General features: G+C 64.7%; 20 protein-coding genes and 2 riboswitches. Of the genes, 8 read left to right on the forward strand and 12 right to left on the reverse strand.

Going from position 1 to position 22,598, the window contains the following annotated elements; translation table 11 throughout:
• Positions 1–109: 109 nt before the first annotated feature.
• The 3 genes from ilvD (at position 110) to BLR25_RS04860 (ending at position 3,522) form a co-directional block, all read left to right on the forward strand.
• Positions 110–1,795 carry a dihydroxy-acid dehydratase gene (ilvD, locus tag BLR25_RS04850; protein ID WP_091934484.1) on the forward strand — a complete coding sequence of 562 codons (1,686 nt, stop codon included), beginning with the start codon at positions 110–112 and terminating at the stop codon, positions 1,793–1,795.
• A gap of 145 nt (positions 1,796–1,940) precedes the next feature.
• The gene (locus tag BLR25_RS04855) at positions 1,941–2,912 is read left to right on the forward strand and encodes a cache domain-containing protein (protein WP_091934488.1); all 972 of its coding nucleotides are present in this window, start codon (positions 1,941–1,943) and stop codon (positions 2,910–2,912) included.
• Between the two features lie 76 nt (positions 2,913–2,988).
• Complete coding sequence (locus BLR25_RS04860; RefSeq protein WP_091934491.1) at positions 2,989–3,522, forward strand: hypothetical protein; 534 nt, start codon at positions 2,989–2,991, stop codon at positions 3,520–3,522.
• 92 nt (positions 3,523–3,614) lie between these two features.
• Here the strand turns inward: BLR25_RS04860 and BLR25_RS04865 are convergent, their stop codons facing one another.
• The 3 genes from BLR25_RS04865 to BLR25_RS04875 all read right to left on the reverse strand — a co-directional run bounded on the left by BLR25_RS04865 (position 3,615) and on the right by BLR25_RS04875 (position 7,390).
• Entirely contained in the window at positions 3,615–5,234 is a 1,620-nt protein-coding gene (locus BLR25_RS04865) for a methyl-accepting chemotaxis protein (protein WP_091934494.1), read from the reverse strand.
• 211 nt (positions 5,235–5,445) lie between these two features.
• Positions 5,446–6,150: a lipoprotein-releasing ABC transporter ATP-binding protein LolD gene (lolD, locus tag BLR25_RS04870; protein ID WP_091934497.1), complete on the reverse strand. Its 705-nt coding sequence runs from the start codon at positions 6,148–6,150 to the stop codon at positions 5,446–5,448.
• Entirely contained in the window at positions 6,143–7,390 is a 1,248-nt protein-coding gene (locus BLR25_RS04875) for a lipoprotein-releasing ABC transporter permease subunit (RefSeq protein WP_091934500.1), read from the reverse strand. Before BLR25_RS04875 ends, lolD begins: the two co-directional genes overlap by 8 nt.
• A 37-nt stretch (positions 7,391–7,427) precedes the next feature.
• Between BLR25_RS04875 and BLR25_RS04880 the strand changes: the two genes are divergently transcribed.
• The 3 genes from BLR25_RS04880 to ppnN are packed head-to-tail and all read left to right on the forward strand — an operon-like array spanning position 7,428 to position 11,616.
• Positions 7,428–8,531 (forward strand): hypothetical protein, encoded by a 1,104-nt coding sequence (locus BLR25_RS04880; RefSeq protein ID WP_143009762.1) that lies wholly within the window; start codon positions 7,428–7,430, stop codon positions 8,529–8,531.
• Complete coding sequence (gene recJ / locus BLR25_RS04885; RefSeq protein WP_091934507.1) at positions 8,528–10,234, forward strand: single-stranded-DNA-specific exonuclease RecJ; 1,707 nt, start codon at positions 8,528–8,530, stop codon at positions 10,232–10,234. Before BLR25_RS04880 ends, recJ begins: the two co-directional genes overlap by 4 nt.
• A gap of 17 nt (positions 10,235–10,251) precedes the next feature.
• Positions 10,252–11,616: a nucleotide 5'-monophosphate nucleosidase PpnN gene (gene ppnN, locus BLR25_RS04890; protein WP_091934511.1), complete on the forward strand. Its 1,365-nt coding sequence runs from the start codon at positions 10,252–10,254 to the stop codon at positions 11,614–11,616.
• A 9-nt stretch (positions 11,617–11,625) separates the two neighbouring features.
• On the opposite strand, the gene BLR25_RS04895 is transcribed toward ppnN, so the two are convergent.
• Positions 11,626–12,222: a LysE family translocator gene (locus BLR25_RS04895; RefSeq protein WP_245715472.1), complete on the reverse strand. Its 597-nt coding sequence runs from the start codon at positions 12,220–12,222 to the stop codon at positions 11,626–11,628.
• Positions 12,223–12,350: 128 nt separating this feature from the next.
• Here BLR25_RS04895 and BLR25_RS04900 point away from each other — a divergent pair, with 128 nt between their 5' ends.
• Positions 12,351–13,826 carry an aminotransferase-like domain-containing protein gene (locus tag BLR25_RS04900; RefSeq protein ID WP_091934514.1) on the forward strand — a complete coding sequence of 492 codons (1,476 nt, stop codon included), beginning with the start codon at positions 12,351–12,353 and terminating at the stop codon, positions 13,824–13,826.
• Here the strand turns inward: BLR25_RS04900 and BLR25_RS04905 are convergent.
• The 4 genes from BLR25_RS04905 to BLR25_RS20885 all read right to left on the reverse strand — a co-directional run bounded on the left by BLR25_RS04905 (position 13,823) and on the right by BLR25_RS20885 (position 16,078).
• Complete coding sequence (locus BLR25_RS04905; RefSeq protein ID WP_091934516.1) at positions 13,823–14,398, reverse strand: TMEM165/GDT1 family protein; 576 nt, start codon at positions 14,396–14,398, stop codon at positions 13,823–13,825. The two genes, BLR25_RS04900 and BLR25_RS04905, sit on opposite strands and share 4 nt — an antisense overlap.
• A 3-nt stretch (positions 14,399–14,401) precedes the next feature.
• A riboswitch (yybP-ykoY riboswitch) is annotated at positions 14,402–14,577 on the reverse strand.
• Between the two features lie 98 nt (positions 14,578–14,675).
• Entirely contained in the window at positions 14,676–15,431 is a 756-nt protein-coding gene (locus BLR25_RS04910; protein ID WP_091934520.1) for a glycosyltransferase family 2 protein, read from the reverse strand.
• Positions 15,432–15,457: 26 nt separating this feature from the next.
• Positions 15,458–15,661, reverse strand: a complete 204-nt coding sequence (locus BLR25_RS04915; protein ID WP_091934523.1) for a hypothetical protein — start codon at positions 15,659–15,661, stop codon at positions 15,458–15,460.
• Positions 15,662–15,709: 48 nt separating this feature from the next.
• On the reverse strand, positions 15,710–16,078 hold the full coding sequence (locus BLR25_RS20885; RefSeq protein WP_143009763.1) for a hypothetical protein: 369 nt from the start codon (positions 16,076–16,078) through the stop codon (positions 15,710–15,712).
• 208 nt (positions 16,079–16,286) lie between these two features.
• On the opposite strand from BLR25_RS20885, the gene BLR25_RS04920 reads away from it, so the two are divergent.
• Entirely contained in the window at positions 16,287–18,017 is a 1,731-nt protein-coding gene (locus BLR25_RS04920) for a PAS domain-containing sensor histidine kinase (protein WP_091934527.1), read from the forward strand.
• Positions 18,018–18,033: 16 nt separating this feature from the next.
• On the opposite strand, the gene BLR25_RS04925 is transcribed toward BLR25_RS04920, so the two are convergent.
• The 4 genes from BLR25_RS04925 to BLR25_RS04940 form a co-directional block, all read right to left on the reverse strand.
• The gene (locus tag BLR25_RS04925) at positions 18,034–18,798 is read right to left on the reverse strand and encodes an NAD-dependent protein deacylase (RefSeq protein ID WP_425438678.1); all 765 of its coding nucleotides are present in this window, start codon (positions 18,796–18,798) and stop codon (positions 18,034–18,036) included.
• Between the two features lie 7 nt (positions 18,799–18,805).
• The gene (locus BLR25_RS04930) at positions 18,806–19,837 is read right to left on the reverse strand and encodes an adenosine deaminase (RefSeq protein ID WP_091934535.1); all 1,032 of its coding nucleotides are present in this window, start codon (positions 19,835–19,837) and stop codon (positions 18,806–18,808) included.
• Between the two features lie 88 nt (positions 19,838–19,925).
• Positions 19,926–21,008, reverse strand: coding sequence for a nicotinate-nucleotide--dimethylbenzimidazole phosphoribosyltransferase (gene cobT / locus BLR25_RS04935; RefSeq protein ID WP_091934744.1), 1,083 nt, complete (start codon positions 21,006–21,008; stop codon positions 19,926–19,928).
• Positions 21,009–21,300: 292 nt separating this feature from the next.
• A riboswitch (cobalamin riboswitch) is annotated at positions 21,301–21,437 on the reverse strand.
• Between the two features lie 82 nt (positions 21,438–21,519).
• On the reverse strand, positions 21,520–22,533 hold the full coding sequence (locus BLR25_RS04940) for a sulfate ABC transporter substrate-binding protein (protein WP_091934539.1): 1,014 nt from the start codon (positions 22,531–22,533) through the stop codon (positions 21,520–21,522).
• Positions 22,534–22,598 lie beyond the last annotated feature (65 nt).

A 22,598-nucleotide genomic window follows, 5' to 3' on the forward strand; every position in this document is an offset into this window, starting at 1 on the left:
CACGACTTCCCAAGGAACGAGGTCGGCGGCGATTCTTCCACGGTTTCACGCCCATCACTGTGACATCTTCCGCTATAGTTTCCGGTTTACGCGTTTTTCCCGTTGAGCCATGACCGACTGCCACGACTGCCAGCGTGACCATTTCAACCCGATCCTGCGCGGCGACGACGGCGCCCTGAAACGCGCGCTCTACAAATCGATGGGCCACAGCGACGCGCAACTGCGCAAACCGCTGATCGCCGTCGTCAACACCTGGACCAACGCCACGCCGGGCCACGTCAACCTCAACGCCCTCGCCGAACGCGTCGTCGCCGGCATCGAATCGAGTGGCGGCCACGCCTTCAGCTTCGGCACGATCGCGCCCTGCGACGGCATCGCCGAAGGCCACCTCGGCATGCGTTACGCGCTGGCCGCCCGCGACATCATCGCCGCCTCGATCGAGATCATGATGCGCGCGCACCGCTTCGACGGCATGGTCCTGCTCGGCTCTTGCGACAAGATCGTGCCGGCACAACTGATGGCGGCCGCCCGCCTCGACGTGCCGGCGATCTTCCTCAACGGCGGGCCGATGGCGCCGGCCGAATACGGCGGCAAGCACTGGGACGGCAACATCGTCGTCGAGGCGATCGGCTGGAAGCGGCGCGGTCTCATCGATGCGGCGGAATTCCGGCGCATCGAGGACCTGGCCGAACCCGGACCCGGCTCCTGCACGATGTACGGCACCGCCAACACCATGGCCGCGCTGGCCGAAGCGCTCGGCATGAGCCTGCCGGGTGCGGCGACGGCGCCGGCGACCTCGTCGCGACGCCTCGACCTCGCCGAACGCAGCGGGCGCCGCGCCGTCGCACTGGTTCAGGACGGCATCGGCGCACGCCGGATCATGAACGCCGACGCCTTCCACAACGCCTTGCGCCTGCTCCTCGCCACCGGCGGCTCGACCAACGCCGTCATGCACCTGCAGGCCATCCACCGCGAGGCCGGACTCGGCGAACTGCCGCTCGCCGAATTCGACCGCCTGAGCCGGGAGACGCCCTTGCTCGCCGCGCTCTACTCGGCTTCCGAATACGACATGCTCGATTTCGACGAAGCCGGCGGCGTCGGCGCCGTCGAGAAAGCGCTGGCGCCCCTGTTGCGCGGCGACGCGCTGACCGTCGACGGGCGCCGCAAGGCCGAAATCCTTGCCGAGACACCGGCGACGCCGCGCCCCGAAGTGATCCGCACGCTGGCCGCGCCGATCCGCGCCGAGGCCGGGCTGGTCGTGCTCTACGGCAATCTCGCGCCGCTCGGCGCCATCGTCAAACCGGCCGCCGTTCCCGAATCGCTGCAGCGCTTTGCCGGACCGGCGCGCGTCTTCGACGCCGAAGACGACGCCGTCGCTGCCATCCTCGGCGGCGAGATCGCCCGCGGCAGCGTGCTCGTCCTGCGCTACGAAGGTCCCAAGGGTGGCCCCGGCATGCCCGAGATGTTCCGGCCGATGAAAGTGCTCGAAGGCATGGGACTCGCCGACGCCTGCGCGCTGATCACCGACGGCCGCTTCTCCGGCTCCAACCGCGGCCTCTTCGTCGGCCACCTCTCGCCCGAAGCCCTCGAAGGCAGCACGCTCGCGCTGGTCGAGACGGACGACGAAATCCTCATCGACATCGCGGCGCGCCGCATCGAATTGCGCGTCGATGACGATGTGCTGAAAGCACGGCGGCAGCAGTGGCAACCGGTGAACAAGGCCGTGCCGCGCGGCATCCTCGAACTCTACCGCGACCGCGCCAGCTCGGCGGCGGACGGCGCGACACTCGTCTGAACGCGGTCGGCGGACGGCCGCCGCCCGTGTTGCCAAAGATCGGCGCCTGTGCGTATGATGAATTCACGGATTAGAGCCTATTTCGGTAGGGCTCACGCCCCCTACCGAAATAGGCTCTTGGCCGCCCTTCCCTGCGGAGCCCTTCATGCGCCTGAAAACCCGGGTCCTGATCATCATCCTGGCATCGCTCGTCGGCCTGTTCGTCATGGCCGGCGCCGGCCTGCACGCGCTGCGTCAGAGCCTGTACGAGGAACGCCGCGCGCAGATCGCCCAGCTTCTCGACTTCTCCGAAGCAATGATCAAGCATTACTACGGCCTGGAAACCGCCGGCATTCTTTCGCGCGAAGAAGCGCAGCAACGCGCCAAGGAAGCCATCGCGGCGCAAAAACAGGGCAACAACTACTTCTTCATCCGTAACCTGAGGGACGACTATTTCATCCTCCATCCGATCGCCAGCCGCCTCGGTCGCTCCGACGACGGCGGCAAGACGCCGGACGGCCGCACCGTCGTCCAGGCCTATCGCGACGGACTGGAAAGAAACCCGAATGGACGCGCCTTCGTCGAACTCGAGGCGCCCAAACCCGGTGTGCCGACGCAGAAGAGCTTCCCGAAACTCAACGGCGTGCTCAAGTTCGAGCCCTGGGGATGGATGCCCGGCATTGGCTTCTTCATCGACGACATCGAGGCACGCTTTCGCGACCAGGCCGCGCTTTTCCTCTCCATCGGCGCCTTCCTGCTGGCAATCGTCGCCCTCCTGCTGCTGCGCATGCGCGCCAGCATCCTGCGCCAGCTCGGTGGCGAACCGCATGACGCCGCCGAATGCATGCGCCGGATCGCCGGCGGCGACCTCTCGGTCAATATCCGCCTCGCCCGCGGCGACGACGACAGCATGATGGCCTCGCTCAAGCTGATGCAGATGAAGCTGACCAACATCACCACCGCCATCCAGGACAACACGACGGCGCTCGAAGACCAGGTACGCAAGTTCGACGAGGCGGCACGCGCCTACGCCGACACCCGCTCCGAAGAACAATGGCCGGCGCTGATGAAGGCGGTATCACGCATCGGCAAGACCTCCGAAATCCTGAAGCGCTCGATCGCGCGCTTCAAATTCTGAACAATTGCAAGCGCACGACGATCAAAGCGAAAAGCGCTCAGCCGCTTCCTGAACCCAGCAGCCAAAGGATACGCACGTGGATCACTCGGCAGTACTGCATCTCACCGAAAAAGGCGCCGACGAGGTCGCCCACCGGACCTGCAAGCTCGGCATCAAGCTGCGCAGCGTCCTGCTGTTCCTGCAACACCCGCAGAGCATCGCGTTCACGCTGCAGAAATCGGTGTTTCCGGAAGCCGATATCCTCGACGCCATCGACAAGCTCGCCAGCGACGGCTTCATCGTCGTCGAAGCGCCGCCCGCGGCGGCACCGCGCCACAACGCTTCGATTGCGTCGCCTCAATCAGCCATTGCCACGCCGGAGACCAAGGCCGCCGACTTCGCCATCGGCGACGACATCCTCCTGTCGGAAGCGCGTTTTCTGTTGATCGATTTCTGTGTCGACTGTTTCGGCATGGCCGCGGAAAAATTCACCGACGACCTGCGCGCCTGCAAGAGCGTGAGCGCCCTGCGCGCCGTGCTCAAGGAACTGCTGCCGCTGGTCGGCGCGCAGAAACCCGAACAACTGCCGGCCTTGCGCGACACCATCCGGGCCATCAACGACACGGCCTGAAACCCCCTGGCCCAGCCAAATCACGCACGCGCAGGATGCCTTGAACGTCTCCGGGAGGCGCTGAAGCCTCCCGGCCGGGAGAAGAACGCCCCCTAGAGACGGTACTCCGAAACGATCCTGCGCACCTGCGACGCCAGCGCATCGAGTTTCTCGGCCGTCTGCGACGACGCCTGCGAGGCGGCGCTGCTCTCTTCGGCCTTGACGGCGATCTCCTCGACCATGCGCGCGATATTGCTGCTGGCCGTGCTCTGTTCGCGAATCGCGTCGGTGATCTCGCTGACCATGCCGACGGTTTCCTGGCTGCTCGCGCCGATCCGGCTGATCGCCTCGCTGGCATTCCGGGCGCGACCGACGCCATCGGAGACCCGGGCGACGGCGACATTCATGCTATCGACGGCTTGCTGGGCGCTCAGCCGCATCGCATCGATCGTCGCTGTAATTTCCTGCGTCGACAGGCCGGTACGCTCGGCCAGCTTGCGCACCTCGTCGGCCACGACCGCGAAGCCGCGCCCCTGTTCGCCGGCGCGGGCGGCCTCGATCGCCGCGTTGAGCGCCAGGAGATTGGTCTGATCGGCGACTTCCTTGATCACCTGGATGACATTGGAAATCTGCTGCGTCTGGCTTTCGAGCTGGTTCATCAGCGATGCTGCGGCGCCAACCGTCGCAGCGATGTCGTTAATGTCCTGCACGGTCTGACTGATCACCCGCTGCCCGTCGAGCGCGAGTTTCCCGGCATCGGTGGCGAGCCCATTGGCTTCGCTGGCGCGATCGCCGACATGGTTGATGCTGACGGTCATCTCCTCGACGTTGGCGGCCATGCTCGACGCTTTTTCGCTTTGCTGCGACGACGCTTCCGCCACTTGCCGCGCGTTCTCCGACAACTCGCCCGACGACTCGGCCACCGCATGCGTCGATTCGGCGATGCTGCGCAGGTTGCCCTGCATTTTCTCGACCAGCCGGTTGAAGGCGCCTGCCATCGTGCCGATCTCGTCCTGCTGCTTGACCGGCACGCGCACCTTGAAATCGAGATCGCGCTCGATGCGGGTGACGGCATCGAGCATCGCGTTGACCGGTCCCGTGATATTGCGCATCAACATCCAGCCGAGCAGGCCGATCAGCGCGCCGCCGATCGCTGTCAGACTCCAGATGAGCAGATGACTCATCCGCGTCGCCGCTTGCGCGTCCTGTTGCTGCTGCGCCGCCGTCGCCTTGTTGAATTCGATCAGTTTGCCGAGCGCCTCTGCCAGCCGCTTGCCGAGCGGCGTGCCCTGGTTGGCGATCATCGCGGCAACTTCATCCTTCTTGTTCTCGCGCGACCGTTGCTGGATTTCCGCGTAAAACGTCTTGTATTCGGCCATGATGCTGCGCACGTCGGCGAACAGTTGCCGATCCTTGTCGTTGCGCACCAGGCGTTCATACGCGCCCATGGCCGCGTCGAGCTTCGAGAACGCGTCGGCCGCCTGTTTTTCCAGCGGCGCCTGCCGCTGCGGATCGGTCGTCGCCGAATGCTGCGCGCCAAACAGGCGCGCCATCAGGAAATTGATCTGGATCTGGTCGAGCGCCTCGATGGCCGGCAAGGTGGTGTTCGTCGATTCGTCAAGCTTGCTCGAGAGCGAGCCCGACACCCAGGCGGCGGTAACGCCAACCGTCAGCAAGCTCAGAATGGCAAGGCCGATCATGGCACTCAGGCGACGGGCGATGGAAAGCTTCATGGCAGGATTCCCCAAAGTGTTTTGACAATCGGCAAGGCCGCACAGACGTCATGCTAACCAAGAAACATAATCCCATGGGCATAACAAGGCGACGCCTCCATAGTTTGTGAGTCATTCCGGCGGCGTGCGCGCACGACCGTTCCAGGCCGACGGCCCCGCGACGGTGCCGTATTCACCGTGTCAGCGCGGGGAAAAGCGCAGGAACGGACGGCTAGGCGCCGACCGGCGCATCCGCCATCAGCACGCCGTCGCGCAGGCTCAGGATGCGGTCGGCCTTGGCGGCGAGACCGGGATCGTGGGTGACGATGACGAAGCTCGTCCGATGCGAGCGATTGAGCGCCAACATCAGGTCGAAGACATGCGCCGCCGTCTGCCGGTCGAGGTTGCCGGTCGGCTCGTCGGCAAGCACGCAGGCCGGCTCGGTGACCAGCGCGCGGGCGATGGCGGCACGCTGCCGCTCGCCGCCGGAGAGTTCCGCCGGCGTGTGCGACAACCGGTGTCCGAGTCCGACTTCCTCGAGCATCGCCGCCGCCTTCGCCTCGGCGTCGGCCTTCGGCAGACGCCGGATCAGCAGCGGCATGGCAACGTTTTCGACTGCTGTGAATTCCGGCAGCAGGTGATGGAACTGATAGACGAAGCCCAGATGCCGGTTGCGCAGCACACCGCGCTCGGCATCGCCGATCGTGGCGAGATCGCGGTTCATCAGCCGGATACTGCCGCCGCTCGGCGCATCGAGACCGCCGAGCAGATGCAGCAGCGTGCTCTTGCCGGAACCGGAGGCACCGACGATGGCGACCCGCTCGCCGGCCGCGACCGCGAGGTCCACACCCGTCAACACCGGCACCTCGGCGCCTTCCCCGGCACCCTGTCGGTAAATCTTCGAGAGCCCTTCGCAGGCCAAGACGATGTCATTCATAGCGCAAGGCCTCCGCAGGATTGACGCGCGACGCGCGCCAACTCGGATAGAGCGTCGCCACCAGCGACAGGACGAAGGACACACCGGTCACGGTCATCACGTCGCCCCACTGCAGTTCGGACGGCAGGCTCGAAATGTAATACACCTGCTTGTCGAAGAGCTGCGTGCCGAGCACGCGCTCGATGAAGGGCACGACGACGTCGACGTTGAGCGCCAGCGACACGCCGCCGACGATGCCGAGGCCGAGGCCGATGAAACCGATCAGCGCGCCCTGGACGATGAAGATCGCCATGATGCTGCCGGGACTCGCGCCGAGCGTGCGCAGGATGGCGATGTCGGCGCGCTTGTCGGTGACCGCCATGACCAGCGTCGAGACAATGTTGAAGGCGGCGACGGCGACGATCAGCGAGAGAATGATGAACATCATGTTCTTCTCGATCTGCACGGCGCGGAAGAAGTTCGCGTGGCTGCGCGTCCAGTCGCTGAGATAGGCCGCCGTGTTGATCTTGCCGGCCAGCTGGCGCGCCACCGCCGGCGCCTTGAAAAGATCGTCGAGCTTCAGACGTACGCCGGAGACGCGGTCATCCATGCGATAGAGCCGTTGCGCGTCCTCCAGCCGGATCAGCGCCATGCCACTGTCGTATTCGAACATGCCGACCTCGAAGAGGCCGGAGACGGTGAAGGTTTTCAGGCGCGGCACGACGCCGGCCGGGGTGACGACGCCCTGCGGCGCGATCAGCGTCACCTTGTCGCCGACGAAGACGCCGAGGGCATTGGCGAGTTCGCTGCCGAGGACGATATTGAACGCATCCGGCGTCAGCGAATCGAGACGTCCGGCTTTCATGTGCGGGCCGAAATCGGCGACGCGGTCCTCGAGGTCGGGCAGAATGCCGCGCACCATGGCGCCGCGCACCGACTGGCCGAACGACAGCATGCCCTGCGCCTGCACATAGGGTGCCGCCGCCAGCACGTGCGGCTGACCTTCGGTCTGTTTGGCGACTTCCTGCCAATCGGCCATTTCGCCGGTCGCCCCGCCGATCTGGATATGCGAGACGACGGCCAGGATGCGCCCGCGCAACTCGGTCTGAAAACCGTTCATCACCGACAGCACGACGATCAGCGCGGCAACGCCGAGCGCGATGCCGAGCATCGAAATCAGCGAAATGAACGAAATGAAATGATTGCGCCGCTTCGCCCGCGTGTAGCGCAAACCGATCAGAAGCTCGTAAGGAGAGGCCATGCAGCCGGCTTTCGTATCCGAAGAGGAGAAAGGCCGTATGGTACACTTTCTCGGCCTTCTTTCCTTCTCCGGCCCCATGTCGATCACGCTTTTCGCCCCCGAGCTCCTGTGGCCGGAACCGGGCGTCCATCCCGAACCACCCGCCTGCCCCGCACTCGAACGCCTGCTCGCCCGCGGCAGTCTGCGCCGGGCACCCGCCCAGGCCAGCGAAGATGTGCTCTGCGCCCTTTTCGGTCATCCGGAACGGCCAGCACTGGCCGCCCTGCGCCGGCACGGCGAAGACGACGCCCCGGCGGTCGGCGGACGCCGCTGGCTCTGCGCCGACCCCGTGCATCTGCGCTTCGACGACGACCGCCTGATCCTCGCCGACGCGACACGGCTCGATATTTCGGCCGAAGAAGCCGAGGCGCTCGTCGCCGCGCTCAACGCCGAATTCCCCGAACTGGGCCGTTTTCATGCCGCCGCCGACGGACGCTGGTACCTCGACCTTGCCGACACGGCACCGGCGGCCCGCCTCGACGCGCCGCCGCTCTCGGCCGTCGCCGGCCGCCACGTCGGCACCTTGCTGCCCGACGTTCTCGCCGACCGCGCCTGGCGCAGCCGCTTCACCGCCTTGCAGACGGTGCTGCACGCGCATCCCGTCAATCAGGCGCGCACCGGCAACGGACGCCTGTCGATCAACAGCCTGTGGCTGTGGGGTGACCAGAACGACACGGCCTCCGCCAGCGACACCCCGGCCAATGCCGGCTGGCAGCGCCTCTGGAGCGATGACACGCTCGCCCGTGGACTGGCGCGCAGCGCCGGCCTCAAGCCACAGCCGATCCCGGAAAGCGCCACCACGCTGCTCGCCGAGGCCTCGACCAAGCGACGCAGCCTGGTCGTCCTCGACGACCTCGTCACGCCGGCCAGCTACGACGATGCCGATGCCTGGCGCGACGCGCTCGCCCGGCTCGACGCCGACTGGTTTGCGCCGCTCGCCGCGGCCGTGCGCGCCGGCCGCGTCGACCGGCTCGAACTGATCGTCCCCGCCGCCTACGGCACTTTCTGCTGGACGCTCCGCCGCGCCGACTTCTGGCGCTTCTGGAAAAGGAACACGCCACTGGCCAGCGTCGCCACGCGACTGGCCGAGGACCGCCAATGACCCGATTCAAGCCCCGCGCCGTCCCGCCGCGGCCGCAATGGCAACTCGAACAGCAGGGCCTCCACCCGCTGCTCGCCCGCCTCTATGCGGCCCGCGGCGTCACCACCCGCAGCCAACTCGATTACGACCTCAAGCAGCTGATTCCGCCCGCCCAGCTGACACACGCGGCCGACGCGGCGGTGCTGCTCGCCGACGCCATCGAAGCCGGCGCCCGCATCCTGATCGTCGCCGACTACGACTGTGACGGCGCCACCGCCTGCGCCGTCGGTGTGCGCGCGCTGCGGGCGATGGCCGGCGACGCTGGCGCCGTCATCGACTATCTGGTGCCGAACCGCTTCACCTACGGCTACGGCCTCTCGCCCGAGATCGTCGATCTCGCCGCCGAACAGAGTCCCGACTTGCTCGTCACCGTCGATAACGGCATCGCCAGCATCGAGGGCGTCGCGCGCGCCAACGAGCTCGGCATCGCCACGCTGATCACCGACCACCACCTGCCGGCCGACACGCTGCCGGCGGCCGAGTGCATCGTCAATCCGAACCAGCCCGGCTGCGAATTCCCGAGCAAGCACCTGGCCGGCGTCGGCGTCATGTTCTACGTCATGCTGGCGCTGCGCGCCGAACTGCGCACGCGCGGCTGGTTCGGCGAGACGATCGCCGAACCGAACCTCGCCAACCTGCTCGACCTTGTCGCGCTCGGCACCGTCGCCGACGTCGTCCGCCTCGACGGCAACAACCGCATCCTCGTCAGCCAGGGCCTCAAGCGCATGCGCTCCGGACGCATCAATCCGGGCCTGCAAGCGCTCTTCCGGGCCGCTGGACGCGATCCGGCCAAGGCCGGCAGCCTCGACCTCGGCTTCATGATCGGCCCGCGTCTCAACGCCGCCGGACGCCTCGCCGACATGTCGCTCGGCATCGAGGCGCTGATCACCGACGACCCGGCGCGCGCGCTCAACATCGCCCAGCAACTCGATGCGCTCAACCGCGAGCGCAAGGACATCGAAGCCGGCATGCAGGAAACGGCGCTGGCGCATCTCGACGCCATCGACCCGAGCGAAGCCGCCGCGCTGGCGCTGTTCGACCCGACCTGGCATCAGGGCGTCATCGGCATCCTCGCCTCGCGCATCAAGGACCGGCATCACCGCCCGGTCTTCGCCTTCGCACGCGGCGACAACGGCGAGATCAAGGGCTCGGGCCGCTCGATCGCGGGCCTGCACCTGCGCGATGCGCTCGACCTCCTGTCGAAACGCGAGCCGGGCCTGTTCAAGCGCTTCGGCGGCCACGCGATGGCTGCCGGCGCGACCATCCTCGAAGCCGATTTCCCGCGTTTCCGCGACGGCTTCGCGCGCATCGCCGACGAACTCCTCGACGTCGCCGACCGCACCCGCACGCTCGACACCGACGGCCCGCTCGAAGCCGGCTACCTGTCGATCCAGACCGTCCGGCTGCTCGAGGACGAGGTCTGGGGCCAGGGTTTCCCGCCGCCGCTGTTCGACGACGAATTCCTCGTCGACAGCCAGCGCGTGCTCAAGGAAAAACACCTCAAGCTGCGCCTGCGCAAGGATGCGCTCAGCATCGACGCGATCCAGTTCAATTTCAGCACCGCGCCGGGACGCCGCATCCGCGTCGCCTACCGTCTGGCGATCAACGAGTACAACGGCGTGCAATCGCCGCAACTCATGATCGAACACTTCGAAAACACCTGATTTTCCCGGAGCCTGTCATGACCCTCGCCCGCGTCGACGCCGAAGTCGCCCCGATCGGCACCCTCGAAGCCCTCTCCCGCGCCGAAGCGGCGATGCTGCTCGATCGCGGCCACGGCGGCCTGCACGGGCTCTTCCGCGACTGCGCGCTGGCGGTCCTCAACTGCGGCAACGAGACCGACGACGGCAAGGAACTGCTCGACCGCTACGCCGACTTCGATATCCGCCTGATCCCGCGCGAACGCGGCATCAAGCTCGACATCCGCAACGCGCCGGCGAGCGCCTTCGTCGACGGCAGGATGATCGTCGGCATCCAGGAGCACCTCTTCGCCGTGCTGCGCGACGTCGTCTATCTCGGCGAGGAAATCCGCAATGCCGTGCGCTTCGACGAAGCGACCTCCGAAGGCACGACCGACATCGTCTTCCACCTGCTGCGCAATGCCGGCATCCTGAAGCCGACGCTGCACCCGAAGCTCGTCGTCTGCTGGGGCGGCCACTCGATCGGGCGCGACGAATACGAATACACCAAGCATGTCGGCTACCAGCTCGGCCTGCGCGGCCTCGACATCTGCACCGGCTGCGGTCCCGGCGCGATGAAAGGCCCGATGAAGGGCGCCGCGATCGCCCACGCCAAGCAACGCTTCGACGGCCGCTACCTCGGCCTCACCGAACCCGGCATCATCGCCGCCGAGGCCCCGAATCCGATCGTCAATGAACTCGTCATTTTCCCGGACATCGAGAAACGGCTCGAAGCCTTCGTCCGCGTCGGTCACGGCTTCATCGTATTCCCCGGCGGCGTCGGCACGGCCGAGGAAATCCTCTACCTGCTCGGCATCCTGCTGCATCCGGACAACGCCGACCTGCCCTTCCCGCTGATCTTCACCGGCCCGGCCAGCGCCGAAGCCTACTTCCGCCAGATCGACGCCTTCATCGGCGCAATCCTGGGCGTCGAGGCGCAACGCCGCTACAAGATCATCGTCGACGACCCCGAACGCGTCGCCCGCGAGCTCAAGACCGGCATCCAGGCGGTACGCGAGTTCCGCAAGGACAAGCACGACGCCTACAACTTCAACTGGTCGCTCAAGATCGATCACGACTTCCAGCAACCGTTCCAGCCGACGCACGCCAACATGCGCGCGCTCGACCTGCACCGCGACCAGCCGCCGCATCGCCTCGCCGCCCAGTTGCGTCGCGCCTTCTCCGGACTCGTCGCCGGCAACGTCAAGGCCGACGGCATCCGCGAGATCGAGCGGCACGGCGTCTTCGAGATCCGCGGCGATGCCGACATCATGGCGACGATGGATACCCTGCTGAAATCCTTCGCCGCCCAGCGCCGCATGAAACTCTCGGGCAAGGCCTACACGCCCTGCTACCGGATCATCTAGGAGCCGGCATCAGAAGAGTTCATCGACAACGATCCACAGCGCCGTCCCGGCCAGCAGCGCCGCCATCGCCAGGTTGAAGCAGCGCAGCGCGCGCGGCGCATGCAGGGCGTCGCGCAAGCGGTCGCCGGCAACCGCCCAGACGGCGATGCACGGCAGATTGATCAGCACACAGGTCGCCATCAGCGAGAGGATGGTGCCGACACTCCGCTCTTGCGGCAGGAACAGCACGGCCATGTTGAGCGCCATCACCCAGACCTTGGGATTGACCCACTGGAACAGCGCCGCGCCGACGAAGCCCAGCGGCCGTGACGCCGTCCCGGCGCCGGGGCGCGCCGCCCGCGCCTGACGCCAGGCGAGCCAGGACAGATAGCCGCAGCCGCCGAGCACCAGCGCCGGCCGCAGTGCATCGAGCCAGGCCATCGCCCAGGCCATCAGTGCCGCCACCAGACCAACGAGAAAGGCGTGACCGACGGTGATCCCGAGCATCATCGGCACAGTGCGCCGCAGACCGAAATTGACGCCGCTCGCGGCCAGCATCAGGTTGTTCGGACCGGGCGTCACCGACATCGTCGCGACATAGGTCATCAGGGGAAGATCGGTCAGCATGGCAGGCTCCTCGACATCGACAGGGGATGTGCCACTGTAGCCAGCCCGGCAACAAAGATACAGAACCAAAAATATCGATATATACTGGATACAATTTCAATATTTAAGGTCTGCACCCCTACCATCTCATGTCGACTGTATCCACCGCCACGGGCGACACCCGCCCCCGCTACGAGCGCCTCGCCGAAGAATTCCTGGCGGCGATCGACGACGGCCGTCTGCCGCCTGGGAGCCGCCTGCCCTCGATCCGCGAAACGGCGCAGAGCCACGGACTCAGCATCAACACCGTCGTCGCTGCCTATCATCAGCTCGAAGCCCGCGGCCAGGTCGAGGCACGGCCGCAGTCCGGCTATTTCGTCAGCGCGCGCTGGCCCGCTGCGGCGATGGCGCCGACACCGGCCGCCCTGCCGATGGAACCGCCCGCCCTGCCCGACAGCGCTGTGCTCGACCGCATTGCCGCCGTCGTTGCGGCCCAGGCCAACCCGGACACGATCGACTTGTCGCTCGCCTGCCCCAAGCGTAGCGATGCCTACCCCGACAAGACGCTCAGCCGACTCGCCGCCGAATTCGCCCGGCGACAACCGGAACTCCTGACCGACTATTCGTTGCCGCCCGGACCGCTGCGCCTGCGCCAGGCGATATGCCGCCACGCTCATGACTTGGGCATGACGCTCGACGCCGGCGAGATCATCCTCACCAACGGCTGCATGGAAGCCTTGCAGCTCGCCCTGCGCGGCGTGACGCGTCCCGGCGACACGATCGCGATCGAATCGCCGACCTATTTCAACCTGCTTTCGCTGGCCGACCATCTCGGTCTCAGGACGATCGAGATCCCGACACACCCGGATCGCGGCATGGCGCTCGATGCGCTCGAACTGCTGCTCGCCGAAGGACGCGTCCAGGCCGTCGTCAGCATGCCGAACGTGCACAACCCGCTCGGCACCGGCATGCCGCTCGACGCCAAGCAACGCCTGGCCAGGCTCGTGCGCGACTACCGCGTGCCGGTCATCGAAGACGCTCTCTACGCCGAGCTGCAATATGCCATTCCACTAGCGCCGACAGTCAAGGCTTTCGACGCCGACGGCTGGGTCATCGTCTGCACCTCCTACACGAAGACGCTGGCGCCGGGGCTCCGGATCGGCTGGATGCACGCCGGTCGCTTTCATCAGCGCATCGCCGCGCTCAAGTTCAGCGCCTCGATCGCCCAACCCGCCTTCCTCGGCGAAGTTCTTGGCGCCTACCTCGACACCGGCGGTTACGCCCAGCATCTGCGCCGCTTGCGGCGCCTCAGCGCGGCGCAGGTCAATCGCCTCTGCGGACTCGTCAACACGCACTTCCCCACGGGGACGCACATCGCCCGGCCGACCGGCGGCTTTCTCGTCTGGATCGAACTGCCACCGGGCTGCGACGGCAACCGCCTGTGCGACGCCGCGCTGGCACAGGGCATCACGATCACGCCGGGCAGCGTCTTCTCACCATCCGGACGGCATACCCGGCATATCCGGCTGTCGGGCTGCCACAATTTCTCCGATCGTCACATCCACGCACTGGTCACGCTCGGACAACTGGCGCATCGACAACTCGACCAGGGACTCCCCCGCTAAAACCCGAAGGCCTCGCCGACGCCCATCAGCGTGGCGACGCCGAGCACGGCGAAAATGCCGGCGGCAATGCGATGCACAAGCGCGACCGGCATGCGTTCGGCGACACGGTCGCCGAGCAACACCGCCGGCACGTTGGCGATCATCATGCCGAGCGTCGTCCCGGCGACGACAGTGTAGAAGGCGTGATAGCGGGCGGCCAGCGCCACCGTCGCCACCTGCGTCTTGTCGCCCATTTCCGCCAGGAAGAAGGCCAGCAAGGTCGTGCCGAAGACACCGAAGCGCGCGAACTTCGCATCCTTTTCGTCGAACTTGTCTGGAATCAGCGTCCAGGCGGCCATCGCCAGGAAGGAGATGCCGAGAATCCAGCGCAGCGTTTCCGGCGTGATCATGCGCGTCAGCCAAGCGCCGACGGCACCGGCAAAAGCGTGATTGGCGATCGTCGCGGCGAGGATGCCGAGACAGATCGGCAGCGGACGACGAAACTTGGCGGCGAGGATGAAAGCGAGGAGTTGCGTCTTGTCGCCGATTTCGGCGAGGGCGACGATACCCGTTGAGACGAGAAGGGATTCCATGACAATACCATAGGCCGGAAAAGACGAATGACCACGCGACTTCTCCGGCCCGATGGGAGGTCGTGTGGTCAAAGGTCTTGCCAGGCGGGAACACTGCCTGCGCCATGCCGTGACCGGCAAGTGTGTTGACGCAAGCCTCTTCGCGCGGAAGAGCGGCTACTCCCCAATGACGGGGCCGGATTATAAAGGCATCGACAGGGCGTGTCCAATCCGGCTGCCCGCCAGTTGAACCCATGAAGCCCGCGCGGCAGTCCGGGCGCCGGATGCTTCAACCCGTTCAGGCCAGCGACACATACCTCATATTCTCATACCCATGGCGATTCGGCCCTCTCGATTTGCTCGGGCGCACGCAGGAAAGGACGGCATTTATGATCGCCGACTTCCTGAAGCGATGCAGCACTTCCATGCAAAACACATAGTCCTCGGCCTTTTTGAAAGGCAGATCGCCGGGATCCCGGAACTTCACCTGATCGAGCACCGAACGATCGACATAGGTATGACCGGTGATGACGTTCTTGAAGTTGTCGGGCAATCCGCCGCCGTAGATGGGCGTCAGGCGAATGCATTCGGAAAAATCGCCGCTGGGAAAATAAAGCGGGTACAGGACATCGGAATTGACGTAAGTGATCGGGCCGACGGGGTCGTTGCGCATTACCTCGAAACAGCCGCAATGATTGAGATGAACGATGTCGAGACTGGAGAACATGAATGACACGGTCTCGAACAGATGCGGATGAGGAATGTCGTCGGCATCGAAGAAGGCGACGACCTCGCCGGTGGCCAGGGCGGCGCCGCGGTTTCTGTTGCCCGCGGCAAACAGCATTTCCCGATTCAGGATAACGCCGCCGCGCTTGGCTCGCCCGAACTCGTTCTCGATCTCGCGGACCAATTCGGCAGGAACACTCTTGCCGCTTGATATGGAAATGATGATTTCGAAGGGAACAAAGCTTCCGCGGTTGATCGTCCTCAGAAGTTCGGGCAAGTAGTGCGCATCTCCTGGAGTCGCGGGAATGACAAGGGAAATCGCTTTCATGGCATGTGTAAAGTCTGATGCTTGAATCAGGCGATGGTATCGATCATCGTGCCGACGACCTGGCCGTTCAAATTGACTGTCGGCGACGGACTTGCGAACACAATCGCCCGGTCATCCTTGTCGGCATCGTTTCGTGTTTCGCTTCTGACTGGCGTTGCCGTCGAAGCAATCGACTGTTGTTGACGAGCAATCACATAAGAGGTGGACGAAGCAATCGATTCCGTCGACATCTACCGCTCCTTTCGCGAATGGCATGAACATTCAGCATAGTTCCTCGATCACGGGTCGCATGCTCCCGACCGCAGGCATACCGTAGCGACATTAACGGCGAAGCGGCCGACTTCTTGATACCAGCCCTCGTTCAAGAGTCCGATTTTCAACGCAAGCATGAGCGCTACCCCCTTCCCCGCCTCGTTGGCGCGAGCGCCATGCCGGGCAATCTCGAGGCAGTTCAGGACATGCAAAGCCGCGCCGCGTCGCCGACCGCCGGCGGTGACACCGGCATGTCGGAGAAGTGAAATCCGCTCTAGCCCATAGGCATGACAAAGACGCTTGTCGCCCCTGTCCGCACATCTCGTCAAAGAGAAAAAATACGACATCGCCGCACCGGATTTCACAAGACGAAAATTATCGCCCTTGCCTTTCATGGCGAGGCTTCATACTATGACTACTGCTACTGGCATACATGTAATTGGCTTAAGGATGCTCGCAAGAATCCGGAGCCGTCATTCCTGCGCAGACTGGAATTGAGACAAATCAACAACGGGGCCTCGGCTTTCGCCGAAGGGGGGTACGAGCAGGACTTCGTATCCTTTTAGCATTGGCAATGACCAATTTGTTGACAGTCACACCAGCATGACGACCAATTTTTGCGAAGAAAATATTGACTACCGGGCGATCGTGGACGGCCTGCCTGGCCTGTTCGTGATCATGGATGCCGAATTGAGGATCATCGGCGTGAGCAACGCCTACACCCGGTCGACCATGACGCGGCGCGACGAGATCCTCGGGAAGACGATGTTCGAGGTCTTTCCGGACAACCCGGACGACCCGGCCGCCGACGGCGTGCGCAATCTTCATGCCTCGCTGCAACGCGTGCTGAAATCGGGCGTTCCGGACACCATGTCCGTGCAGAAATACGACATCCGCAAACCACCGGAGGATGGCGGCGGGTTCGAGGAGCGTTACTGGACCCCGATCAATTCCCCGATACTGGACAAGGATGGACGGGTCCGCTACGTCATCCACAAAGCCGAAGACGTCACTGAATTCATTCGCCTCAAACAGAAAGGTCTCGAGCAACTGCGCTGCAACGAAGGCCTGAACCAACAGGCCGCGCAGATGGAAGCGGAGATTTTCGAGCGCACCCGCGAAGTCGCGGCGGCCAGCGCATTGCTCAAGACCACCAACCAGGCGCTCGAAGAGGCAAAAGTCGCGGCCGAGGCGGCCAATGTCGCCAAGAGCGCCTTTCTCGCGACCATGAGTCACGAAATCCGCACCCCGATGAACGGGGTCCTGGGCATGGTCAGCCTGCTACGGCGAAGCCCGCTCAACGCGAAGCAACAAGGCCACCTCGAAAAAATCCAGACCTCCGGCGAACACCTGCTCGCCATCATCAACGACATCCTCGATTTTTCGAAGATCGAAGCCGGCAAGATCGAACTCGCCAGCGACGACTTCCGCCTCGCCGACCTCATTGGCGAATCCTGGACGCTCGTCGGCGACCGAATCACGGCCAAAGGACTGGAACGCCGGACCATCTGCTGGAAACCCGAGCTGATCCTGCGCGGCGACAAGACCCGACTGAAACAGGCGCTGGTCAACTTCCTGAGCAACGCCGTCAAGTTCACCGAAAAGGGCAGTGTCACGCTTGCCTGCAGGGTGGAAGAAGACTCGGGCACCGGCTACCTGCTCCGTTTCGAAGTCACCGACACCGGTATCGGACTGAGCGAGGAACAGCAGACACGGATCTTCAACGCCTTCGAGCAGGCCGACAGCGGCACCAGCCGAAAATATCAGGGGACGGGACTCGGCCTCGCAATCACCCAACGCATCGCGCAACTGATGGGCGGCGAGACCGGCGTCATCAGCGCCCCCGGCCGCGGCAGCACTTTCTGGCTGACCTGCCGCCTGCCCAAGGGAGAACATGCCAAACCGGTCGTCGCGCCGTCGGCCGAAGTGCCCGAGGCCATTCTGGCGCGCGACTATCGGGGACGCAAGATCCTGGTGGTCGATGACGAACCGATCAATCGCGAAATCATCGGCTACATGCTCGATGACATTGGACTCAAGATCGACACGGCGGGGGACGGCAAGGAAGCACTGATGAAAGCCCGCCAGACCGGCTACGACATCGTGCTGATGGACATGCAGATGCCGGAACTGGACGGCCTCGACGCGACACCGCAACTACGCGCCCTGCCCGGCTTCGAGAACCTCGTCATCATCGCCCTGACGGCTAATGCCTTCGATGACGATCGCGTCCGCTGCCTGACGGCCGGCATGAACGATTTCATCGCCAAACCCTTCAAACCGGAGGTCGTGTTCGAGAAGCTGCTCCAGTGGCTCCGTCACGGAAACCGCTGAGCGCGGTCGTCGGCGATCAGCCCCCTGCGGCCAATGCGCCGCAGATCGCCGTCATCGCCTCGGCCGCGCCGATCGCCAACCGATAGCGCACACTGCCGCTCAGCCGCGTCGCCGCCGGATTGATCTCGACCGTCGGCACGCCGCGCCGTACGGCCTGCAGCACCGGTTCGGCAATATAGGGAAATACCGCCGTCGTACCAATGATGAAGACGAGATCGAAACCCTTCGCCAGTTCGTCGTACAAGCGCTCGATCGCCGGCCCCGGCAATTGTTCGCCGAAGAGCACGACGGCAGGCCGCACGACACCGCCGCAACGCCGGCAATGCGGCGGCACCTGCGGATCGGCGAGATCGGCCTCGGCGCCGCACTCCTGGCAATAGCGCCGCGCCAGCGTCCCGTGGATCTCGATCAGATCGCCGCTGCCGGCACGCGCATGCAGGCCGTCGATGTTCTGCGTCAGGACCACCACTTCATGCGTTCGCTCGAGCGCAACGATCGCCCGATGCGCCGCGTTGGGTTCGACGTGATGACAATTGCGTTCGATCTGCGCCAGGTACTTCCAGGTGATGTCGGGACGCACGGCCAGGCAGTCGCCGGACAGGGCTTCCTCGATCTCGAGCCCGTCCTCGGTCGCTTCGCCGTTGTAGAGACCGCCGACGCCGCGATACGTCGGCAGGCCGGAATCGGCCGAAATACCGGCGCCGGTGACGAACAGCACACGCTGCGCCGTCTCCAGCAGCGCGGCGATTTCGCGGCAGCTACGCGCCGCTTCCGGGTTCATCGCCATGTCATCCCCGCTGATAGCGCTCAAGCGCGTCGAGCCACCCCTGTTTCTCCGTATCGCTCGCGAATGCGGCAACGAAGGCGTTGCGCGCGAGCTGCACGAGGTCGTTCCGGTCAAGTCCCAGCGCCTCGGCCGTCGCCAGGAAGTTGGCGTTCATGTAGCCGCCGAAATAGGCCGGATCGTCGGAATTGACGGTGACACACAGCCCGGCTTTCAGGAGCCGCGCCAGATTATGATCGCGCAGGTCCTGCACGACACGGAGTTTCAGGTTCGAGAGCGGGCAGACGGTCAGCGGCACCTGATCCTGCGCCAGACGCGTCATCAGCGCCGCATCTTCCTCGGCACGCACGCCGTGGTCGATGCGCTCGGCGCCGAGGGCGTCGAGCGCGCCCCAGATGTACGCCGGCGGTCCTTCCTCGCCGGCATGGGCGACGACGCGGAACCCGAGCGCACGCGCCTGCGCGAACACGCGGCCGAATTTTTCCGGCGGATTGCCGACTTCGCCTGAATCGAGACCGACACCGATCCACAGGTCGGCATACGCCTCACGCAAGGGCAGTGCCTCGGCGAAGGTCGCCAGTGCGTCCTCTTCGCTGAGATGACGCAGGAAACAGAGGATCAGACGGCTCGAAAATCCGTGCGCCACCTGCGCGTCGCGCAGGGCGCCGGCAATACCGGCGAACACCGTCGCCATCGGCACGCCGCGCACCGTATGCGTCTGCGGATCGAAAAAGATCTCGGCATGGAGAACATTGTCGGCCACCGCCCGGGCCACATAGGCCGCGGTCAGATCGTAGAAATCCTGTTCGGTACGGAGCACGGCAGCGCCGGCGTAATACAGGTCGAGAAAGGATTGCAGATCGGAAAAATCGTAGGCGGCGCGCACGGCGTCAACCGAGGCATACGGCAGGGCCACGCCGTTGCGCCGGGCCAGCGCGAACATCAGTTCCGGCTCGAGCGAGCCCTCGATATGCAAATGCAATTCAGCCTTGGGCAGGCCGCGAATGAAATCGGGAAGGGTCTGGGTCAGGGGCATCGTTATGATAATCGGGAAGGAATGGCGCCCATTATCCTCCAGAACGCCGTTCCGTACCCCTGCCCGACCGAAAAGCCCCGCGCCCGGGTCAGCGTACCTTCTTGCTGACGCCGGCCGACTCGAAGCTCGCCATCTCGTTCATGAACGCCATCGCCGCTTCCAGCATCGGATAGGCGACCATGACGCCGGTTCCCTCGCCCAGACGCATGCCAATATCGAGAATCGGGTCGGCGTCGAGCGCGCGCAACTGCACGACATGACCGGCCTCGGCCGACTTGTGGCAGAAGATCACATAGTCGAGGACATGCGGCTCGAGGCGTACGGCCGCGAGCAAGGCCGAGGTGGCGATGACGCCGTCGGCCAGGATGGTGATGCCGGCTTCGGCCGCGGCCAGATAGGCGCCGACCATCATGACGATCTCGAAGCCGCCGAACTCGGTCAGCACGGTCATCACATCGGCATCGGCCGGCAGTTGCGCCCGATCAAGCGCCTGTTGCATCAGCCGGCGCTTGGCCGCCAGACCGGCGTCATCGAGACCGGTGCCGCGGCCGACGCATTCGGCGATCGGCGTACCGGTGAGGAAATGGGTGATGAGCGAGGCCGAACCGGTGTTGCCGATGCCTTTTTCGCCCAGCCCGATGACGTTGCAGCCCTCGGCCACGGCCGCGCGGACAAAGCCGGCGCCGCGGCGCAGCGCCTCCTCGCACTGCTCGCGCGTCATCGCCGCTTCTTCGAGGTAATTGCGCGTGCCGGTCGGAGAAATCTTGGCGTTGATAAGTCCCTCGCGCTCGCCGAAATCATGCGCGACGCCGGCATCGACGACGACCATCTTGAGACCGTTGAGGCGCGAGAAAACGTTGGCGCCGGCGCCACCGCGCAGGTAGTTCTCGAGCATCTGCCAGCTGACGTCCTGCGGATAGGCCGAAATGCCGGCCTTGGCGGCGCCGTGGTCGCCGGCGAAGATGATCACCTGCGGGCAGTTGAGACGGGGCGACAACGTGTTCTGGATGCGGCCGATCTTCAGCGCGAGCTTTTCGAGTTGGCCAAGCGAGCCGATCGGCTTGGTCTTGTTGTCGATCTTGTCCTGCAATGCGGCGGTCAAGGCATCGCTGACGGGTCGGATAGTGAATTTCAGGGCCGTGCAGGCCTGGGATTGGGTTGCAGTGGACATCGGGTTCCGCTCCTCGGGTATGAGAGCCTGTTTCGGCAGGGATCGCGGGCCGCGCCGGCGGCCCTCCGGGTTGCCGCTATGGACGGCGTCTGCGGCGTTGCTCGGCTTGCGCATGGAACAACCATGCGCTGCACCTCGCGCCTTGCATCCATCCGCCCGTATCGACAACGCGGCTCGCGAGCCCTACCGAAACAGGCTCTGAATCAAAAAAACAAAAAGGGCTCCGGCTGGCGGCGCGCAAACGCACGCATCCAGCCGGAGCCCTTTCCATGGCTCCGTATCGATTCGATCCGTCTTCTGGCTCCCGGATCAGCCGAAGTCTTGCGTCTTCCCGGCGAGGTCTGCCTCGTCAGTGACTGGTCTTTGCGACCCAGCAAGCTTCGTCCCCGGATACAGCGGCGGGCCCGCCACGGATTCACACCGTGTTCCGTTGATCGAATCTCAAGGAGCCGGCATTTTCTTCGCCGTCCGCGCCGCTGTCAAGTCGGCGCCGGGGCATGCCCGCCAGCGCTTACCGCCGGCCCCGCGCGAAGATCTGGTCGAACGATCCACCCTCGGCAAAATGCGCCTTCTGTGCCTTTTGCCAACCGCCGAAGACAGCGTCGATGGTGATCAGATTGACCTTGCCGAATTGTTTCGCATATTTCGCGGCGACCTTTTCATCGCGCGGCCGGTAGTAATGCCGGGCCGCGATTTCCTGCCCTTCCGGCGAATACAGGTACTCGAGATAGGCCTGCGCGAGCTTGCGCGTTCCCTTCTTGTCGACCACCTTATCCACCACCGATACCGGCGGCTCTGCCAGAATCGACAAGGACGGCGTGACGATCTCGAATTTCTCCGGCCCGAGTTCCTTGACCGCGAGATACGCCTCGTTTTCCCAGGCCAGCAGCACATCACCGATGCCACGTTCGGTGAAGGTCGTCGTCGCGCCGCGCGCGCCTGAATCGAGCACCTTGACGTTGTTGAACAACGCACCGACGAATTCCTTCGCCTTTTCCTCATTGCCGCCAGGCTGCTTGAGCGCATAGGCCCAGGCCGCCAGATAGTTCCAGCGGGCGCCACCCGAGGTCTTCGGATTCGGCGTCACGACGCCGATGCCCGGCTTGACGAGATCGGTCCAATCCTTGATCTGCTTGGGATTGCCCTTGCGCACCAGAAAGACGATCGTCGACGTGTAGGGTGAGGCATTGTGCGGCAAGCGTTTCTGCCAATCCTCGGGAATCAGCTTCTTGTCCGCCAGCGCGATGACATCGTAGCCGAGCGCCAGCGTCACGACATCGGCTTCGAGGCCGTCGATGACGGCGAGCGCCTGCTTGCCCGAGCCGCCATGCGACTGTTTGACGGACACGACTTCCCCGGTCTTTTCCTTCCAGTGGCGGGCAAAGGCCACGTTATAGTCCTGATACAGTTCCCGCGTCGGATCGTACGAGACGTTCAGCAAGGCGGTTTCCGCCCGCACCGGCGAAAACGCCGCCGAAAGAAGAATGCCGACGCCGAGACCGGCAAGCAGTTTGCGAAATTCCATGATCCGACTCCTGTGCGAAAAGATGTTGGAGCGAGTCTAGGAAAAAGGCCGGATCGACGGAACGA

Origin of the sequence: Propionivibrio dicarboxylicus, assembly GCF_900099695.1 — a bacterium.
In the GTDB taxonomy this organism is placed as follows: domain Bacteria; phylum Pseudomonadota; class Gammaproteobacteria; order Burkholderiales; family Rhodocyclaceae; genus Propionivibrio; species Propionivibrio dicarboxylicus.

What these genes read in the sequence shown, in the direction of transcription:
- BLR25_RS04930 (WP_091934535.1), bottom strand. Translation starts at nt 19,837, where the DNA reads ATGCCCCTGACCCAGACCCTTCCCGATTTCATTCGCGGCCTGCCCAAG.
- ilvD (WP_091934484.1), top strand. Translation starts at nt 110, where the DNA reads ATGACCGACTGCCACGACTGCCAGCGTGACCATTTCAACCCGATCCTG.
- BLR25_RS04915 (WP_091934523.1), bottom strand. Translation starts at nt 15,661, where the DNA reads ATGTCGACGGAATCGATTGCTTCGTCCACCTCTTATGTGATTGCTCGT.
- BLR25_RS04880 (WP_143009762.1), top strand. Translation starts at nt 7,428, where the DNA reads ATGGTACACTTTCTCGGCCTTCTTTCCTTCTCCGGCCCCATGTCGATC.
- BLR25_RS04865 (WP_091934494.1), bottom strand. Translation starts at nt 5,234, where the DNA reads ATGAAGCTTTCCATCGCCCGTCGCCTGAGTGCCATGATCGGCCTTGCC.
- BLR25_RS04910 (WP_091934520.1), bottom strand. Translation starts at nt 15,431, where the DNA reads ATGAAAGCGATTTCCCTTGTCATTCCCGCGACTCCAGGAGATGCGCAC.
- BLR25_RS04855 (WP_091934488.1), top strand. Translation starts at nt 1,941, where the DNA reads ATGCGCCTGAAAACCCGGGTCCTGATCATCATCCTGGCATCGCTCGTC.
- BLR25_RS04940 (WP_091934539.1), bottom strand. Translation starts at nt 22,533, where the DNA reads ATGGAATTTCGCAAACTGCTTGCCGGTCTCGGCGTCGGCATTCTTCTT.
- BLR25_RS04920 (WP_091934527.1), top strand. Translation starts at nt 16,287, where the DNA reads ATGACGACCAATTTTTGCGAAGAAAATATTGACTACCGGGCGATCGTG.
- BLR25_RS04905 (WP_091934516.1), bottom strand. Translation starts at nt 14,398, where the DNA reads ATGGAATCCCTTCTCGTCTCAACGGGTATCGTCGCCCTCGCCGAAATC.
- BLR25_RS04925 (WP_425438678.1), bottom strand. Translation starts at nt 18,798, where the DNA reads ATGAACCCGGAAGCGGCGCGTAGCTGCCGCGAAATCGCCGCGCTGCTG.
- ppnN (WP_091934511.1), top strand. Translation starts at nt 10,252, where the DNA reads ATGACCCTCGCCCGCGTCGACGCCGAAGTCGCCCCGATCGGCACCCTC.
- BLR25_RS20885 (WP_143009763.1), bottom strand. Translation starts at nt 16,078, where the DNA reads ATGAAAGGCAAGGGCGATAATTTTCGTCTTGTGAAATCCGGTGCGGCG.
- recJ (WP_091934507.1), top strand. Translation starts at nt 8,528, where the DNA reads ATGACCCGATTCAAGCCCCGCGCCGTCCCGCCGCGGCCGCAATGGCAA.
- BLR25_RS04900 (WP_091934514.1), top strand. Translation starts at nt 12,351, where the DNA reads ATGTCGACTGTATCCACCGCCACGGGCGACACCCGCCCCCGCTACGAG.
- BLR25_RS04895 (WP_245715472.1), bottom strand. Translation starts at nt 12,222, where the DNA reads ATGCTGACCGATCTTCCCCTGATGACCTATGTCGCGACGATGTCGGTG.
- lolD (WP_091934497.1), bottom strand. Translation starts at nt 6,150, where the DNA reads ATGAATGACATCGTCTTGGCCTGCGAAGGGCTCTCGAAGATTTACCGA.
- BLR25_RS04875 (WP_091934500.1), bottom strand. Translation starts at nt 7,390, where the DNA reads ATGGCCTCTCCTTACGAGCTTCTGATCGGTTTGCGCTACACGCGGGCG.
- cobT (WP_091934744.1), bottom strand. Translation starts at nt 21,008, where the DNA reads ATGTCCACTGCAACCCAATCCCAGGCCTGCACGGCCCTGAAATTCACT.